This is a genomic window from Streptomyces sp. CNH189, assembly GCF_000527195.1.
Genome location: NZ_AZUS01000018.1, coordinates 89,398 through 106,789 on the forward strand (window position 1 = coordinate 89,398; position 17,392 = coordinate 106,789).

15 protein-coding genes are annotated in these 17,392 nt (G+C 70.5%); 8 read left to right on the plus strand and 7 right to left on the minus strand.

Features of this window, described 5'->3' with window-relative positions:
• Positions 1-15 precede the first annotated feature (15 nt).
• Positions 16-954: an ROK family protein gene (locus B100_RS0123525; RefSeq protein WP_024886864.1), complete on the minus strand. Its 939-nt coding sequence runs from the start codon at positions 952-954 to the stop codon at positions 16-18.
• 62 nt (positions 955-1,016) lie between these two features.
• Here B100_RS0123525 and B100_RS0123530 point away from each other — a divergent pair, with 62 nt between their 5' ends.
• From B100_RS0123530 to B100_RS0123545, 4 genes are all read left to right on the plus strand, one after another.
• Complete coding sequence (locus B100_RS0123530) at positions 1,017-1,799, plus strand: creatininase family protein (RefSeq protein ID WP_024886865.1); 783 nt, start codon at positions 1,017-1,019, stop codon at positions 1,797-1,799.
• A gap of 23 nt (positions 1,800-1,822) precedes the next feature.
• Complete coding sequence (locus B100_RS0123535) at positions 1,823-2,950, plus strand: enolase C-terminal domain-like protein (RefSeq protein ID WP_024886866.1); 1,128 nt, start codon at positions 1,823-1,825, stop codon at positions 2,948-2,950.
• Complete coding sequence (locus tag B100_RS0123540) at positions 2,947-3,354, plus strand: RidA family protein (RefSeq protein ID WP_024886867.1); 408 nt, start codon at positions 2,947-2,949, stop codon at positions 3,352-3,354. The genes B100_RS0123535 and B100_RS0123540 overlap by 4 nt, the downstream gene beginning before the upstream one ends.
• Before the next feature lie 121 nt (positions 3,355-3,475).
• Positions 3,476-6,400: an FAD-binding and (Fe-S)-binding domain-containing protein gene (locus B100_RS0123545; RefSeq protein WP_024886868.1), complete on the plus strand. Its 2,925-nt coding sequence runs from the start codon at positions 3,476-3,478 to the stop codon at positions 6,398-6,400.
• Positions 6,401-6,414: 14 nt separating this feature from the next.
• Here the strand turns inward: B100_RS0123545 and B100_RS35820 are convergent.
• A protein-coding gene (locus B100_RS35820) for an IS5 family transposase (protein WP_106967070.1) occupies positions 6,415-7,250 on the minus strand; the annotation gives its coding sequence in 2 pieces (ribosomal slippage) (positions 6,415-6,875 and positions 6,875-7,250; 837 coding nt in all).
• 80 nt (positions 7,251-7,330) lie between these two features.
• Positions 7,331-7,948: a hypothetical protein gene (locus B100_RS0123560; RefSeq protein WP_024886871.1), complete on the minus strand. Its 618-nt coding sequence runs from the start codon at positions 7,946-7,948 to the stop codon at positions 7,331-7,333.
• 146 nt (positions 7,949-8,094) lie between these two features.
• Here B100_RS0123560 and B100_RS0123565 point away from each other — a divergent pair, with 146 nt between their 5' ends.
• The gene (locus B100_RS0123565; protein WP_024886872.1) at positions 8,095-9,477 is read left to right on the plus strand and encodes an SMI1/KNR4 family protein; all 1,383 of its coding nucleotides are present in this window, start codon (positions 8,095-8,097) and stop codon (positions 9,475-9,477) included.
• 70 nt (positions 9,478-9,547) lie between these two features.
• Here B100_RS0123565 and B100_RS0123570 read toward each other — a convergent pair whose 3' ends face one another.
• On the minus strand, positions 9,548-10,420 hold the full coding sequence (locus B100_RS0123570; RefSeq protein ID WP_024886873.1) for an SGNH/GDSL hydrolase family protein: 873 nt from the start codon (positions 10,418-10,420) through the stop codon (positions 9,548-9,550).
• Between the two features lie 262 nt (positions 10,421-10,682).
• Between B100_RS0123570 and B100_RS0123575 the strand changes: the two genes are divergently transcribed.
• The 3 genes from B100_RS0123575 to secY all read left to right on the plus strand — a co-directional run bounded on the left by B100_RS0123575 (position 10,683) and on the right by secY (position 13,669).
• Positions 10,683-11,240, plus strand: coding sequence for a TetR/AcrR family transcriptional regulator (locus B100_RS0123575; protein ID WP_024886874.1), 558 nt, complete (start codon positions 10,683-10,685; stop codon positions 11,238-11,240).
• 295 nt (positions 11,241-11,535) lie between these two features.
• Positions 11,536-12,135 carry a GPP34 family phosphoprotein gene (locus B100_RS0123580; RefSeq protein WP_024886875.1) on the plus strand — a complete coding sequence of 200 codons (600 nt, stop codon included), beginning with the start codon at positions 11,536-11,538 and terminating at the stop codon, positions 12,133-12,135.
• 226 nt (positions 12,136-12,361) lie between these two features.
• Entirely contained in the window at positions 12,362-13,669 is a 1,308-nt protein-coding gene (secY, locus tag B100_RS0123585) for a preprotein translocase subunit SecY (RefSeq protein WP_024886876.1), read from the plus strand.
• Positions 13,670-13,677: 8 nt separating this feature from the next.
• On the opposite strand, the gene B100_RS0123590 is transcribed toward secY, so the two are convergent.
• Genes B100_RS0123590 through B100_RS0123600 form a run of 3 tightly spaced genes read right to left on the minus strand, consistent with a single transcriptional unit; the run spans position 13,678 to position 17,363 of the window.
• Positions 13,678-15,489: an alpha-galactosidase D gene (locus B100_RS0123590; RefSeq protein WP_024886877.1), complete on the minus strand. Its 1,812-nt coding sequence runs from the start codon at positions 15,487-15,489 to the stop codon at positions 13,678-13,680.
• Positions 15,490-15,537: 48 nt separating this feature from the next.
• Positions 15,538-16,464 (minus strand): carbohydrate ABC transporter permease, encoded by a 927-nt coding sequence (locus B100_RS0123595; RefSeq protein ID WP_024886878.1) that lies wholly within the window; start codon positions 16,462-16,464, stop codon positions 15,538-15,540.
• Complete coding sequence (locus tag B100_RS0123600) at positions 16,461-17,363, minus strand: carbohydrate ABC transporter permease (protein WP_486585690.1); 903 nt, start codon at positions 17,361-17,363, stop codon at positions 16,461-16,463. Before B100_RS0123600 ends, B100_RS0123595 begins: the two co-directional genes overlap by 4 nt.
• Positions 17,364-17,392: the final 29 nt, after the last annotated feature.

The following is a 17,392-nucleotide window of genomic DNA, read 5'->3' on the forward strand; positions in this document are numbered from 1 at the left end:
CCGGCACGACAGCCGCTAGAGGTGCGACAGCACCAGACCCGCCCCGCCGAGCAGCGCCACGTCGTCGACCGCCGCCGCACCGACCAGCACCCGCGGCTGCTCGGCACCCCCGAAGGCGACCGCGTCCCGCAGCCGCTCCTCCACCATGGTACGGAAGCGCTCACCGCCCTCACGCGCCTCACCGTGCAGGATGAACAGACCCGGCGCGAACAGCTGCTGCACGTTCACCAGCCCCAGCGCCAGGTTGTGCGCGTACTCCTCCACCACCTGCCCGGCGAGCGCGTCATCCCCGCGCACCAGCGCGGCCAGCGACGTCTCCTCGCCGAGCCCCGCGGCACGCGCCCTGGCCCGCAGCCATCCGGTCGTGGCCAGGGTCTTCCAGCAGCCCCGGTTCCCGCACGTGCAGCGCTCGCCGCTGGCCGACACGGTCATGTGCGCGCCGCTGCGCCCGCCGGGGGGAGCCAGCACCTCACCGTCGTAGAGAACACCCACCCCGAGCACCTCGCCGGTCGACACCGAGGCGAACGTGCGCCGCCCGCGGCCCGCGCCGAACCAGCGGTCGCCGAGCACCTGCAGCCGCGCCCGGTGTTCCACCCGCACCCCGGCCCCGGTGAGGGCGGCCAGCCGCTCCGTCACCGGGTAGCCGTGCAGCGCCGGCACGTCGTTGACCTCCAGGATCAACCCCGCGAGGGGGTCCACCAGCCCCGCGGCGGCCACACCGATCCCCTGGACCTCGTGGCCGGCGAAGACACCGGCCACCTGGGCCAGCGCCCTGTCGATGTCCGCGGGCGTCGCGTCGGCCGCGTCGTAGCGCGACTCGGTGCGGTCGAGCACCTGCCCCGCCATGGACAGCACGGCCGCCCCGATCCGGCCGGGCACCAGTTCGACGGCACCGAGGCGCCGTGGCGCCGGGGGAGCGGAGGGCCGCTGCACGGCCTCGGGGACCAGCCGCAACGGAGAACGTTCGTGGACCATGCGCCGACTGTGCCATGGCCGTGTTTCGGAGAGGTAGCACTGTGAGCCAATCGAAACTGAGTGAACTCACCTGGCAGGAGGTCCGACGGGCCGGCGAGAACGGCCTGGCCCTGCTGCCCATCGGCTCGCAGGAGCAGCATGCCGGGCACCTTCCCATGGGGACCGACACCCTGCTGGTCGAGGCGGTCGTGGACAGGGCGCTGGACATCATCGACCGCGAGACCTCCGCACCCTCGGCGCCCCCTGCTCCTGACATCGTGCGGCTGCCCGCGCTGCCCTTCGGACACAGCCCGCACCACCTGTTCGCGGCGGCCGTCTCGCTCTCCGCGTCGACCCTCGGCGCCGTGCTCGACGACATCCTCGACTCGCTCGCGACCAGCGGCTACCGCCGGATCATGGTGGTCAACGGGCACGGCGGCAACGACGAGATCATGCGGCTCGCCGTGAAGCGGTTCGCGCTGCGTGCCCAGGTCACGGTCGCGGCCTGCTCGTACTGGACCGTCACCGCCGGCGACGACGAGGCCGAACGGCCGGACGTCACCCCGGGGCACGCCGGATGGTTCGAGACGTCCCTCATGCTGGCGGCCCATCCCGCCCTGGTGCGCACACCCGTGCCCGCCCGGGCCCCCGTCGAACCGCCCCCGCTGTTCGACCACCCGCCCCACCCCGGCCTGACCGTCGAGCGGTACGGCGAGTGGGAGCGCGTCGAGGGCTCCACCGACGACGCATCCGGCGCCGACGCCGACCGCGGCCACCGGCTGCTGCGCGAACGGGCGCTGGGACTGGCCCGCGCGATCCGGGCCTTCGACGCGGCGAGCCGATGACCCCCCTGATGCGAGGAGAAGCAATGAAGATCACCGACGTCGACGTGTGGGTCGTCAACCTCCCACTCGTCAATCCCTTCACGAGTTCCTTCGAGACCAAGACCGGCGAGACCCGCACCGTCGTCCGCGTGCGCACCGACGCGGGCGTCGAGGGCTGGGGCGAGACGATGTGGGGCGCGCCCGTCGCCGCCGTGGTCCGGCAGATGATCCCCGACCTGATCGGGACCAGCCCGTTCGCGCTGGAGGGCTTCCACCGCAAGCAGCACATGGTGCCCTTCTTCTACGGCTACCTCGGCTACGCGGCGATCGCCGCCGTCGACGTCGCCTGCTGGGACGCGATGGGCAAGGCCACCGGCCAGTCCGTCACCGACCTGCTGGGCGGCGCCGTCCGCGACGAGGTGCCGATCACCGCGCTGATCACCCGCGCCGACGCCCCGGGAGCGGCACCCGCCGACCTGCCCCGGGCCATGGCGGAGCATGCGGCACGCGTCGTAGCCGAAGGCGGATTCGAGGCGGTCAAGCTCAAGGGCACCAAGGACTGCGCGGGCGACGTCGCCATCCTGCGCGCGGTCCGCGAGGCGCTGCCCGACGTGGACCTGCGCGTCGACCCGAACGCGGCCTGGTCCGTCCCCGACTCCGTCCGCGCCGGCATCGCACTGGAGGAACTCGACCTCGAGTATCTGGAGGACCCCTGCGTCGGCATCGAGGGCATGGCCCAGGTGAAGGCCAAGATACGCATCCCGCTGTGCACCAACATGTGCGTCGTCCGCTTCGAGGAGTTCGCTCCCGCCATGCGGCTGAACGCGGTCGACGTCATCCACGGCGACGTCTACAAGTGGGGCGGCATCGCCGCCACCAAGGCACTCGCCGCGCACTGCGAGACCTTCGGCCTGGGCATGAACCTGCACAGCGGCGGCGAACTGGGCATCGCCACGGCCGCCCACCTGGCCGTCGTGTCGAGCACGCCCGTCCTCTCGCGGGCCATCGACAGCATGTACTACCTGCACGCCGACGACATCACCGAGCCCCTGCACCTCGAGAACGGCCGGCTGCGGGTGCCGTCGGGACCGGGCCTGGGCGTCAGCGTCGACGAGGACAAGCTCCGCCACTACGCGGGCGTCAACGAGCGGGACGGAGACCTCACCGGATGAGCGAGCCGACCGGCAAGCGAGCCGTGGACACGCCCGCGGCTCCCCGCCCCGCGGGCGCCTACTCCCAGGGCGTGGTGGCCGGCGGTTTCCTCTTCACGGCCGGATTCGGCCCCCAGGACCCCGCCACCGGCGCCGTACCGGAGGGCGTGGGCGCGCAGACCGCGCAGGTGCTGCGCAACCTCGGCGCGGTCCTCGCCACCCGCGGCCTGTCCCTGCGGGACGTCGTGAAGGTCACAGCGCACCTGCAGCACCTCAGGAGGGACTTCGCCGCGTACGACGCCGCCTACCGTGAGTTCTTCGAGGAGCCCTGTCCGGTGCGCACCACGGTCGGGTCCGACCTGATGGACATCCTCGTGGAGATCGACGTGGTGGCCCTGCTGCCCGACCGGGAACCGCCCGGGTGAAGCCCTCGGCCCGCCGGGTGACGCCCGGTGCCCGCCGGTCCGACGGGACCGGCGGGACCGGCCGGAATCCGCCGCCGTACGCTGAACAGCACCGACCGACATCGTGTGGGAGCCGAACGTCATGCCCTTGCTGGAACCCAAGCCGGAATCCCTCCGACCCGGCACGGCCCGTGCCGCCGCCGCCGACCGGGTGCCCGACGACGGGGCCACGGGCACCCCCGAGGCGCTGCGCGCCGGCCTGACCGCGCTGCTGGGGCCAGGCAAGGTCCTGTGGAAAGTCTCCGACCTGGTGAAGTACGCCTCCGACGCCAGCCCCTACCGGTTCGTCCCGCAGGTCGTCGTCCTCCCGGAGAACACCGACGACGTCTCGGCGGTGCTGGCGTACGCCCGTGACCACGACCGCCAGGTCGTCTTCCGCGCCGCCGGGACCAGTCTCAACGGGCAGGCGCAGGGCGAGGACATCCTCGTCGACGTGCGCCGGCACTTCACCGGCATCGAGGTCCTGGACGACGGCGCCCGGGCCCGGATCCGGCCCGGCACCACGGTCATGCGGGCCAACGCCACCCTCGCCCGGTACGGCAGGATCCTGGGGCCGGACCCGGCCAGTGCCATCGCGTGCACGGTCGGAGGCGTCGTCGCCAACAACGCCTCCGGCATGACGGCCGGCACCACACGCAACTCCTACCGCACCCTCGCCTCACTGACCTTCGTCCTGCCGAGCGGCACGGTCGTCGACACGGCCGACCCGCACGCTGACGAGACGCTGGCGCGTACGGAACCGGAACTCTGCCAGGGACTGCTGGCACTCAAGGCGGAGATCGAGGCCGACGCCGAACTGACCGCCCGCATCCGCGCCAAGTACGAGATCAAGAACACCAACGGCTACCGGCTGGACGCCTTCCTCGACGGCGCCACGCCCGTCGAGATCCTGCGCGGGCTCATGGTCGGCTCCGAGGGCACCTTCGGCTTCATCTCCGACGTCGTCTTCGACACCCTGCCGCTGGACCGCAAGACATCCAGCGGCCTGCTCTTCTTCCCGTCGCTGACCGCCGCCGCGGCGGCAGTCCCCCTGTTCAACGAGGCCGGGGCCACCGCGGTCGAGCTGATGGACGGCAACACGCTGCGCGCCTCGGTGAGCGTGCGGGGTGTGCCGGCCGACTGGGCCGATCTGCCGCGGGAGACCGCGGCGCTGCTCGTCGAGTTCCGCGCACCCGACGAGGCGGGCCAGGAGGCTTTCGAGCGGGCGGCGGCCCAGGTCGTCGAGCGCCTCGACCTGGTCGCGCCGGTCGCCTCGGTGACCAACACCTTCACCCGCGACCCCAAGGTGATCAACGGTTACTGGAAGGCCCGCAAGGCCTTCGTCACGGCCGTCGGCGGCTCCCGCCCGGCGGGCACCACCCTGATCACGGAGGACTTCGCGGTGCCGCCGTCCCGGCTGGCCGAAGCCTGCCAGGACCTGCTCGGACTCCAGGCGGAGCACGGCTTCGACGCGGCCGTCGCCGGTCACGCCGCCCACGGCAACCTGCACTTCCTGCTCGCCTTCGACGCGTCGAAGACATCCGACGTCGACCGGTACGCCGCGTTCATGGACGACTTCTGCCGGATGACCGTGGAACGCTTCGACGGGTCGTTGAAGGCCGAGCACGCCACCGGACGCAACATCGCCCCCTTCCTGGAGATGGAATGGGGGCCCACGGCCACCGAGCTGATGTGGCGCATCAAGCAGCTGATCGACCCCCGGGGCGTCCTGGCACCCCGGGTCGTCCTCGACCGTGACCCCAGGGCCCACCTGCGCGGACTGAAGACGATCCCCGGCATCGAGCCCGTCGCCGACCCCTGCATCGAGTGCGGCTTCTGCGAACCCACCTGCCCCAGCCACGACCTGACGACCACCCCGCGCCAACGCATCGTGCTGCGACGGGAGATGCTCCGCCAGCCGGACGGATCACCCGTGGAGGAACAACTCCTCGCCTCCTACGGCTACGACGCGGTCGACACCTGCGCGGGCGACTCCACCTGCGCGATCGCCTGCCCGGTCGGTATCGACACCGGCGCCATGATGAAGGACTTCCGCCACCGGCGGCACTCACCGCGCGAGGAGCGGATCGCCGTACTCACCGCCAAGCACTTCAAGACCGTGGAGGCGTCGGCACGCCTCGCCGTCGGCGCGGCGGAGAAGATCAGCGACCGGCTGCTGGAGGCCGCGACCGGCCTCGCGCGCAAGGCCGTACGCCCCGACCTGATGCCCGAGTGGCTGCCCGAGATCCCGGGCGCCGCCGCCCGCACCACACCGCCCACCTCCCGCACGGGAGCGAGCGCCGTCTACTACCCGGCCTGCGTCAACCGCATCTTCGCCGGACCCGAGGACGACGGCACCCCCTCGCTCCAGCAGGCCGTGGTCGACGTGTCGGCCCGCGCCGGCCGGCCGGTGTGGATCCCCGACGACGTCGCCGGGACCTGCTGCTCGACGATCTGGCACTCCAAGGGCTATGAGGACGGCAACACGCTGATGGCCAACCGTGTCGTCGAGGCCGCCTGGGCCTGGACCGACGGCGGACGGCTCCCGCTGGTCGTCGACGCCTCCTCCTGCACGCTCGGCATCCAGCACGAGGTCGTCCCCTACCTCACCGACGCCAACCGGGAGCTGCACGGGCGCCTGAACGTGATCGACTCCGTCGTGTGGGCCGCCGAGGAACTTCTGCCACGGCTCACCGTCCGCCGGACGACCGGTTCGGCGGTGCTGCACCCGACCTGCTCGATGCAGCACCTGGGCGACGTGGACCAGCTGCGCGCGGTCGCGGACGCGATCGCCGACGAGGTCGTCGTCCCGGACGACGCCGGCTGCTGCGCCTTCGCCGGCGACCGGGGCATGCTGCACAAGGAGCTGACGGCGTCGGCGACGGCGAAGGAGGCCGCGGAGGTCACCTCGCGTGCCTACGACGCCCACCTGTCCGCCAACCGCATGTGCGAGATCGGCATGGACCGCGCGACGGGCCGCGCCTACTACTCGATCCTGATCGAACTGGACCGCGCCACCCGCCCCTGACCGCCTTAGAGGTCCTAACAAAGGCGTTGGACGTGCCGGTGGGTGATCAGGCAGGTCGCGAGGCCGAGGAAGGCTTCGTGGATGTCGTCGCGCCGTTCCCAGCGGACGCGTAGGCGCCGGAAGCCGTGCAGCCAGGCGATGGTGCGTTCGACGACCCACCGGTGCACTCCGAGCCCCGAACTATGAGGGGTGCCGCGGCGGGCGATCACCGGCTTGATGCCCAGAGCCCACACGAGCCGGCGGTACTTGTCGTGGTCGTAGCCACGGTCGCCGAGCACCACGTCGGGCCGCCGGCGCGGCCGCCCGACCAGGCCCGCAACGGACGGGACCTTGGCGAGGAGGGGCAGCAGTTGCGTGACGTCGTTACGGTTGCCGCCGGTCAGCGACACCGCGAGCGGGACGCCCTGACCATCGACGAGGACGTGGTGCTTGCTGCCCGGACGCGCACGGTCGACCGGGCTGGGTCCGCTTTTGGGCCTCGTCGAGCGGCCCGCACATGGCTGGAGTCGATCACCGCCCGAGACCAGTCGAGCTGCTTCGCCGCCCGCAACTTCTGCAGCAGGACGACGTGAAGGCGGTCCCACACGCCGGCCTCGTTCCAAGCGGCCAGCCGCCGCCAGCACGTCATGCCAGAGCCGAAGCCGAGCTCTTGGGGCAGGTACTCCCACTGGATGCTGGTGTGCAGGACGAACAGGATCCCGCACAGAGCCTGCCGGTCAGGAACCCTCGGCCGCCCGGCGACCAACTTCGGACCCGGCTCCGGCAACAACGGCTCGATCAGCGACCACAGTTCGTCCGACACGATCCACGGACGAGAGTTCCTCTTCCCCACGAACAGAGCAACGAGCATCTGAGCCGACAGTCACACCATCAGCGACTTCTGTTAGGACCTCTTACACCGACCACCGTCACGGTGTCCCCCTCACGAAGTCACACTTCCGCGTCGGGATGCGCCGAGGCTGAGTGCACGGTGCCGCCGTCGGGCAGTGACGCGGCGGCCCGTTCCCGGTTGGCGCGGAAACGGCGCAGGTACGCGCGTGCCTTGGGCCCCGGCGGGATACCGCGGGCGAAGGCGCGCATGTTGCGTTCGCCGGTGTTGTAGCCGAGGGCCAGGAGTTCGTCGCGGGTGTAGCGCCGTACGTGCCGCCGGGGGAGACCGCGGTCGAGGTCGTGCAGGTGGAGGGAGGCCGCGCGGATGGCGAAGGCGGGGTCGTCGCGCAGGTCCTGCCACCGTCCCGGCAGGCCGTGCGACCGCCGGACCCGCTCGAACGTCGCCCGGTGCATGTTGGCCACGCCGAAGGACGCTCCGGGCTTCCACCACTGCCACAACCGCTCCAGCAAGGGGTGGTGGGGTTTGTACGCCTCGTTGTGCAGCACGGTCATCACGAGGACGGGGGACACACCGACCTCCCGGGCGCCGCGCACCACGGCATCGGCGTAGTCGGCCGGCGAGTAGTCGTGGGGACGGAGGGGCGGCGTACGGACGTCCTCACGGTCCGCGGGCCGCCGGACTTCCGGTTCCGCCGTCGGCACCCGCCGTCGGGCCATGGCTGTCACCCCTTCACCGTCGTCGGTCGTCGTGGGACTGCACGTGCCCCCGAGTCCTCTCCGCAATCCGGACGCGCGGCGGACGGGGAGGAGCCAAGGCCGTCGCCGCCGGCTGCCGCGTGGGGCGGCGCACCTAGGGTGGGCGCATGAGCGAGCCGACCTCCGCACCCTCCCCGCCGGTCCTGAACTCCTTCGAGACGTGGGCGCCGCTCTTGCGCGCCTGGGCCGACCGGGGCGAGGGCACGGCGTACATCGCGGGAGCCGTGGGGCGCGACAGCTGGAGCGCGTCGTCCGGGGCCCGCACGCGCGGGCGGGCTACCGATGCGGAACTGGAGGCAGTGGGGCGTGTGCGCGATGCCCTGGTGGGAGCCGGCGCGGAATCCGTGACGTTCTCCGCCCGCGTCGACCCCTCGGGCAGGACCCGCCTGCGGGTACTGGGCCCCAGCGCCGCGGTGGAGTCCGGACCGGCTGCCGGGAGGGCGCTGCTGCTGGTCGAGGGCGCTGTCCCCGAGCCGTGGCGGCGACAGCCCACGCGGTTTCCTGGCGTGCGGCCGGCCCCGTCGGCCGACCGGGCGGCGCTGGAGCGGTGGTTGCTGCAAAGGCTGCCCGGCGCCACCGGGGCTCGCGACGAGGAGATCCGCGCGGCCGAAGCGCGCCTGGGTCTGACGCTCCCCGACGAACTCGCGTCGCTCTACCGGGCCGTGGGCGGCGTGGGGGAGGGCCGGGGGCAGGACACCTGGTCGGCGAGCGAGGTGTGCGACGTCGTCGGATTCGAGTTGTTCCCCCTGGACGACGTGTACGTGGCGGACAGCGCGTCGCGGCCGGCCCCCTGGAGATACGCTGCCTGCGAGGCACCCGTCACCCTGCCCGACGACGCGGTCCAGGGCCTCGTCGGTTCGCCCGGCTGGATCGTGTTCGGCGACAACGGCGGTGGTGACAGGCTCGCGGTCGACCTCACCCCAGGGCCCGCCGGTCACGCGGGACAGATCGTGCTGCTGAGCCACGAGGCGTTCAGCGGAGCCGAGTTGATCGCCGACTCGCTCACCGACCTGGTGCGAGGGAAGCGGCCGCACAACCGACGGGGCGGCCGGTCCCGCCGTCCGGGCGAGGGACCGGCCGTGGCCCACGTCAACGTGGCACACCTGCGCCGCGTGGAGGCCGCCGCGCACCCCGAGTTGGAGGTCCTCAGCATAGGGGTGTGGGACGACCCGCCGGTCGATCTCACGCCGGTGACCGAGCTGCCGCGCCTGCGCACCCTCACCGCCTACCCGGGCACCCTCGCCGACCCCCGGCAGATCGGCGCGCTCACCGGTCTCGAGTACCTCGAGACAGGACCGGCCGAGTGGCGGACCCTGCTGGAGGCGAAGGCCGTCCCCCGCGGCCTGGCGGCGGCCGCCGTCACCACGCACGGTCTGGACGACCACGAACCGCTCGCCGACCTCTCCAACGACATCCTGGCCCTGTGGGGCCGTCCACCGATCGTGCGTGCCCTGCTGCACGGTGACCTGAGCCACCCGGCCGGTCGGTGACGGCCGAGCCCCTTCACCACGCTCCGACCGGTCGGGACGGAGCGGTCGACGGCGGTGCCGCGAGGCGCCGTCAGCTCAGGCCGAGGACGGCCATGGTGTGCTCGGCCATGCGCCGCTCCCCGAGGGCGTTGGGGTGGACGGGCACCACGCTGGTGCCGAAGAGCAGCGGCTCGATCCACCGGGTCCCGCCGGCCTTGCACGCGTCGTGGCCGTCGGAGACCTGGGAGAAGTCCACATAGGCGGCGCCGGTCTCCTCGCTGGCCCGCTCGACCGCCGCGTTCAGGCGGGCCTGTATGTCACGCAGGTACGGCACGTCACCTTCGGCGAGCGGCAGCTTCACGAAACACGACCGGTCGGCCTGGGCCGGTGTGATCCACGGGTAACCCAGCACGGCCACCCGGGCGTTGGGCGCCTTGGCGCGTACCGCCCCCAGGGCGCTCTTCAGCGCGGGGTAGGTGTTCTTCTCGATCTCGTCGGTGAAGGAGGAGCCGTGCTTGTCCTTGCAGGGGCTGCCCTTGCCGAGGGTGAGGAGACCGGCGCTGCCGCACGCGGTGATGGCGTTGATGAAGGTGCCGTTGTCGTTGCCGCCGATCGTCAGTGTCACCAGGTCGGTGTCCGCGTCCAGCGCGTTCACCTGCGGCGCCACCCCGGGGTACTGCGACGAGGTGAAGTCCTTCGTCTGGGCCGCGCCGCAGGTCACGTCCTTCAGGTGGGCACCCGTTCGGGACGCGATCACATGGGGGTAGTTCACGGTGGAGCGCAGACACAGAAGGTTGGTCAGATCGACCGGCAGCACGCCCGAACCGGCGCTGTAGCTGTCGCCGAGAGCGACGTACTCCAGCGAGTCGGACGCGTGGGCGGTGCCGCCCGTGAGGCTCAGCGCGAGCGCACCGACGAGCGTGAATGATGTGGCCATGACATTGCGGGGGGTGTGCTTCGGCATGTGATCCCTCTCCTGGGGGCGGAGCTGCGGGTGCGGCGGCCGACAGGGCATGCCGACAGCGGAGGAACGGAGCGGTGCGGACGGGAAAAGCGCCTGGCCGAACGGTTACCGGTGGTTCTACCGTCAAGTAATGTGCAGTGCTCCTGAGGAGGAGTCAACATAGTTGACCGAACTTCTTGAAACACTCACGTAACGTCGGGTCGGCCTCGGTGATTGTGTGAACGCGCAGGTGCGAAGCGCGGGGCCGCCTATCCTGACCCGCATGCTGCAGACCGGCTCCGGCGCTTCGACCCGTGACTCCATCCACTCGGCCGCCGCCGAACTCTTCCGGGCCAGGGGCTTCTCCAGGACGACCGTCCGTCAGATCGCGGCCGCCGCCGACACGGACCCCGCACTGGTGATCCGTCACTTCAAGAGCAAGGAGCAGCTGTTCCTGGAGACCATGCATCTGACGCTCGACGACGAACCACTGCTCGACGTGGACCAGGAGCAGCTGGGGCAACGGCTCGTCGAACTCCTCGTCGATCTCAACGGTTCCGCACGGGGTGTCTTCCTCGCCCTCGTGCACGGCAGCAACGAACCGCACATCCACGACCGTCTGCGTGACACGCACGAACACCTCTTCGTCGCGCCCCTGCGCCGCCGCCTGTCCGGCCCCGACGCCGACGTCCGTGCGCGCATGGCTGCCGCCCTGGCGGGAGGACTGCTGTACGCGCTGTGGGTGGCGGACGACCGGACCCTGCTCCGCATGGACCGCGCGGAACTGGTCTCGCGGTACGGAGCGCTGCTCCAGGAGGTGCTGACGCCGCGCACCCAGTGACGCGGCTTCGCGGCTGCGACCGGGCCTGCTGTCTCAGACATCCGTGGCCGTCAGGCGTCCTCTGCCGTCAGGCAGCCCCGGCCGTGGGGCATCCGTGGCCGTCTGGCGTACGGAGCCGTCGGACGACCCGTGCCGTCACGCGTACGGCGTTCACTCCGCCGGCCTCCGGCACCCGGCCCCGCTGGCGCGGCCGGGGCGCCGATCGGCGCGAGCCGGTGGAACATGCAGATGCCGGGCCCATCGGCCGCACGACGGCCAACCGCCGGCGCTGTTCCTCCTCCCTCACGGAGTCGCCATGACCACCGCCCATGATCTGGCGGCCCTCGCTGCCGCTCCCGGCACCGACCCGGCCCCCGACCAGGGAGACCTGTCCCTGGTCCTCGCGGGAGCCGAACTGCTCGACCTCGCCGACGTACGGGCGGTCGTCCTCGGGGCCGACAGGATCACGCCGGTCGTCCCGCCGCACGACGTGGACCCGATGCTGATGGAAGCCGCGTCCGAGATCACCCGGGAGCCCCCGTACGAGACCGTGGAGAGCTGGCTCTGGCGCCGGGGTGCCGGGCTGGCCGCACGCTACGGCGCCGCGATGGAAGCGGCCGAACCGCACGGGCCGCCACGGTCGCACCGGCGCCCTTTCCGCCGTCCCCGCCCCGTGGTCAGCCCTGTCGTCGTGCGCCACGGCGTCGACCGCCTGCGTGCGGGCGACCCCGTCTTCGTCGGTCTCGCTGCCGCAGCGGGCATGGCGGACGCGCCCGCGGACGTGTTCGGGGGCCTCGCCGACGACGAGACCGCCGTCCTCGCCGCGATTCATCAGGCCATCACCCAGTTGGCCGCGGAACGGCAACGCAGATCGGCGCAACAAGGAGCCTTCGACAACATCTGGCAGACACCGTGACCGCGACCCCGCCACGAGCCGCGTGGGACCGACCTCGCCGGACACGTCCGTAGCTCACCCAGAGCCGCAGGACCTGCCGGTCCGAGCCGGTTCGTGCAGCATGGGTCCGAGGAGCCGGTGACCGGCGCCCGCCGGTCCCGCGCGTCGGGCCGACGGCGGACGCGGTGAACCACACGCCTCACCCGAGCCACTGGCCCCGCTGCCGGCCCGCACTGAAGGAAGCCTCGTGCTGAACGCATTCAAGCGTGTGTTCCAAACGCCCGATCTGCGTAAGAAGCTGGCCTTCACGCTCGGCATCATCGTGCTCTTCCGGATCGGGTCGCATGTCCCCATCCCGGGGGTGGACTACAGGGCGGTCCAGAGTTGCGTGGATTCCGTCTCCGATTCGAGCGGCATCCTCGGGCTGGTCAATCTGTTCAGCGGCGGGGCACTTCTGCAGATCACGGTGTTCGCCCTGGGAATCCTGCCCTACATCACGGCGAGCATCATCCTCCAATTGCTGACGGTGGTCATCCCGCGCCTCGACGCGCTGAAGAAGGAAGGGCCGTCGGGGCAGGCGAAGATCACCCAGTACAGCCGCTACCTCACCCTGGCGCTGGCCGTCCTGCAGGCGACAGGACTCGTCGCGACCGCCCGCAGTGGGGCCCTGTTCCCGAACTGTCCGGCCGCCGCGCAGATCGTGCCGGACGACTCGGTCTTCCGCACCGCGGTCATGATCCTGACCATCACGTCCGGCACGGCGTGCGTCATGTGGTTCGGAGAGCTCATCACCGAACGCGGGGTCGGCAACGGCATGTCCATGCTGATCTTCCTGTCGATCGCCTCCACGCTCCCGAGCGCGCTGTGGTCCGTCAAGGAGGAGAGCACACTCGCCGGAGGATGGCTGGCCTTCGGCGTCGTCGTGCTGGTGGGACTCGTCATGGTCGGCCTGGTCGTCTTCGTGGAGCAGGCCCAGCGTCGCATTCCGGTGCAGTACGCGAAGCGCATGATCGGCCGTAAGTCGTACGGGGGTACGGCCACCTACATTCCGTTGAAGGTGAATCAAGCCGGCGTCGTCCCGGTCATTTTCGCGTCGTCGCTCCTCTACCTTCCCGCGCTGGTCGCACAGTTCGCCGGCTCGGGTACCGGGTGGGCGGACTGGATCAACAACAACCTCACCAAGGGCAACCACCCCGTCTACGTGGCGGTCTACTTCGTCCTCATCGTCTTCTTCGCCTTCTTCTACGTGGCGATCACGTTCAATCCGGACGAGGTGGCCGGGAACATCAAACAGGCCGGAGGATTCGTGCCGGGCATTCGTGCGGGAAAGGCCACGGCGCAGTATCTCGGCTATGTCCTCAACCGGCTCACCTGGCCCGGATCGCTCTACCTCGGACTGATCGCTCTGGTGCCGACGGTGGCGCTCGGCAATTTCGGCAGTGCCAATCAGCTCACGGGCACCAGCATCCTGATCATCGTGAGCGTGGGCCTGGAGACCGTCAAACAGATCAGCAGCCAGATCGAACAGCACCGCTACGAGGGTTTCCTGCGCTGAGCGCGGGGCTACTTCTGCACGTCGATCCGGTCGATGTCCGGCGCGTAGCCGTCGCTTCCGCTGTCGATGGTGATCGTGTTCGCGCCGGCCTTCAGCTTCACCGGCACATGGACGCTGTTCACCGTGGACCAGTCACCCGTGGAGGCGAAGGTGTGCGAGGTGGCGCGGCCGCCGTTGGCGGACACCAGCGCGGACCGGGCGTCCCCGCTGATGTAGGAGATCCTGACCTGGTAGGTGCCTGCCTTGTGCACGACCACGTCGTCGATCGTGAGCTTGCCGCCGCCGTAGAGGTTGCCGGCCTTGCGGCCGCCGGAGCAGACGGAGCAGTCGGCCGTGGCGGCGTTGCCGCTCAGGGTGCCCGCCTCGGCCTCGTGAGCGGTCCACCTGAGGCCGCCGCCGTGCGGGGTGACCGTGAACAGCCGGGAGCCGTGCGCGGGCAGGACCTCGGTGATCCCGTCCCGGTGGGTGCCGAGCTTCTTGCCGTTCCAGACGTCTCGTACCGCGGCCTTGCCCTTGAAGCCGAGGGCCGGCCAGTGGGCCGTGACCGGGGCGGGTGCGTCGGCCAGGTTGAACAGCGCCACGGTGTAGGTGCCGTCGGGGTTCTTCGCGGCCCACACCTGCTGCGGGTCGGACGCGGTGACGGGTGCGGCGGGCGGCGCGCTGGACTGGTTGATCGCGATGACCTCACGGTTGGTGAGCAGCGACAGCCCGTAGGAGTCGAGCTCGGTGAGATCGTCGCCGGTGTACAGCGGGGACTTGGCGATCGCCCACAGGGTCGCGTAGCTCTGCCGCTCGGCCTTGGTGAGGCCGTCCATCTCACCGTTGCCGACGTTGAGGGAGTCCAGGTCGTTCCAGCCGCCGGGTCCGGCGTGGGCGGTCCAGGCCGGGGCGTCGGCCCACCGGTCGTCGACCGAACTCTCCCAGCTGACCAGGGTGTCGCAGTAGCACTCGACGTCGGTGTCGATGCGCCAGCCGTTGGAGTACTTCTTCCAGTCCTCGACGTGTCCGAAGTCGAGGGACCAGGACAGCTCCAGGTGGATCGGACGGCCCGCGGTGGCGATGGCCTTCTGCCAGGCGGCCACGTCCGCGACGTTGTCGTAGTTGTCGCCGCTTCTGAAGGAGCCGGGGCCGACGCCGTCGAGCTTCAGGAAGTCGTAGCCCCAGTCGGCGAACATCCGCGCCTGGGAGTCGACGTACTTCTGGGCACAGGGGTCGGAGAAGTCGATCTTGTAGGCGCTGTCCCAGCCGTTGGTGGTGCGGAGGTCGGGGTACACGATGTCGGCGGTGGTGCAGCCCTCGGCGTTCCAGATCGGCGTGGTGCCGTCGCCGTAGGCCGCCTTCTCCAGGCCGACGGGGAGGTAGATGCCGGCCTTCAGACCCTTGGAGTGGATGCGGTCGGCGACGGCCTGCATTCCGCCGGGGAAGCGCTCGGGATCGGCCTTCTGCCGGCCGTACGCGTCGTACTGCGGCGTCCACGACCAGTCCATCCACCAGCCGGCGTCGATGTTGACGTACTCGTACCCGTAGGGCTTGAGCTTGGCCGCCATGGCGTCTGCCTGCTTGAGGACGTTCGCCTCGGTGAGGTAGCTGTAGTCGCCCCTGGGGTTGAGCCCCGGGTACTTGGACGACTGCATGGTCCAACTGGTCCAGCCCATGTAGGGCTTGGCGGCCAGGGGAGCGGTCGTCGCCACCGGGGCCGTGACGGTCTCCGGCGTGGCCTGCGCGGCCGGTACGGCCGTGGCCACCGCGGCGGTGAGGGCCAGCACGACGGCGGCTCTCACCGCGCGTGCGGGCAGGGGAGTGTTCGGGGATGACGGCATGGGCCGTGCCTCCTGTTGTCTCGGTGCGGCGAGGGGTGCGAGGGCGGCTCAGCCCTTGCTCGAGCCGATGGTGAGCCCGCTGATGAACTGACGCTGGAGCGCGAAGTACACCAGCAGCGTGGGGATCGCAGTCATGAGGGCGCCGGCCGCGATCAGATTGGGGTTGGTGAAGTAGGCGCCCTGGAGGTTGGCGAGCGCGGAGGTGATGGGCCGCTTGTCACCGGTGTCGACGAGGACGAGGGGCCAGAAGAAGTCGTTGTAGATCCAGATGGATTCCAGCGTGGCCAGTGCGGCGAAGGCCGGCCGGCACAGGGGCAGGACGATCTGGAAGAACTGCCGCCACACGGGGGCGCCGTCGACCTGCGCGGCCTCGGTGATCTCCTTGGGGATCGTCTTCATGTAGTTGCTGAGGACGAAGGTGCAGAACCCGCACTGGTACGCGATGTGGATCGCGATGACGCCCCACGCCGAGTCGTACAGCAGCAGGGAGTCGCTCATCCACCACGGCAGCGGGATCAGCAGGTACAGCCGGTACAGCGGGGTGATGAGCACCTGGGCGGGCAGCAGGTTGCCCGCGGTGAAGAGCATCAGCAGGGCGACGTTGAAGCGGAAGCCGAAACGGGAGACGAAGAACGCGACGGCCGCCGAGAACAGCAGCGTGCCGAGTACGGCGGGGACGGTGATGAGGACGGAGTTCCAGAAGAAGTGCGGCATGCCGGACTGGGTCCAGGCGTCCGTGAAGTTGTCCAGGCCGAAGCTGCGCGGCAGGGAGAAATAGCCGTTGCTCGCGGTGTCCTCGTAGGACCGCAACGAGGTGTACACGGCCCACAGCAGCGGCACGAGCCACAGCAGGGCGATCCCGCCCAGCATCAGGTGCCGGCCGACGGCGCGGGGCGGGCGCCCGGGACCGTCCTGCTGTGGCCGGTCGGGTCCGGTCCGGGTGGGGGAGGAGCGCTGTTCGAGGGTGGTGGTCACCGGTCCTCCTTCCGGAAGGACTGCACGAGGAAGGTTCCGATCGCCGCGAGCGACACGAGCAGGAGGATCACGGCGAGCGCGGAGCCGTAACCGATGTGTCCGGCCTCGCCGACGATGTTGTCGGTGATCAGCAGGGAGAGCAGTTCCATGCCGGGTTTGCTGCCGGTGCCGCCGCCGAGGACGTAGACGATGTCGAAGGCGCGCAGGGACTCCATCACCGTGACGACGAGAATGATGATGTTGACCGGCTTGAGCGCAGGGAAGACCACCCTCAGGAAGGTCTGGCGTCCGTTGGCGCCGTCGAGGGCGGCGGCCTCCCGCAGGGCGGGGTCGACGCTCTTCAGCCCGGCCAGGTAGAGGATCATGATGTAGCCGGTGTGCCGCCAGCCCGAGGCGACGAGGACGGCCCACAGGTTGAGGTCGGGGTCGCCGAGCCAGTCGATGTGGTGACCGGCCCCGACGGCCCCAAGAACACTGTTGAGCAGCCCGGTGTCGGGGTTGTAGACGATCTCCCAGATGAAGCCGACCACGGCGAGGGACAGCACCATCGGAAGGAAGATCGCGGTCTGGTAGACGCGGGTGAAGCGGATCTTCCTGTCGAGCTGGTACGCGAGGAAGATGCCGAAGGGGGTCGGGAGCAGCGCCGTGAACAGCAGCCAGATCACGTTGTGCCGCACGGCCGGCCAGAACGGCGGGTAGTTGGTGAAGATCTGCGTGTAGTTCTCGACGCCGGTCCAGTGGATGCCGGACAGGTCGATGCCGTCCCAGGTGGTGAACGACAGGGCGATCGAGGCGAAGGCGGGGAACCAGACGAAGACGAGCAGGGCGAGCAGGGGCAGTCCGATGACGAGCGTCAGGAAGAGTCGGTCGCCCCGGCTGAGCCGCCCGGGAGAGGTCACGGAGGACACGGTGCGCAGGCCTTTCCGGT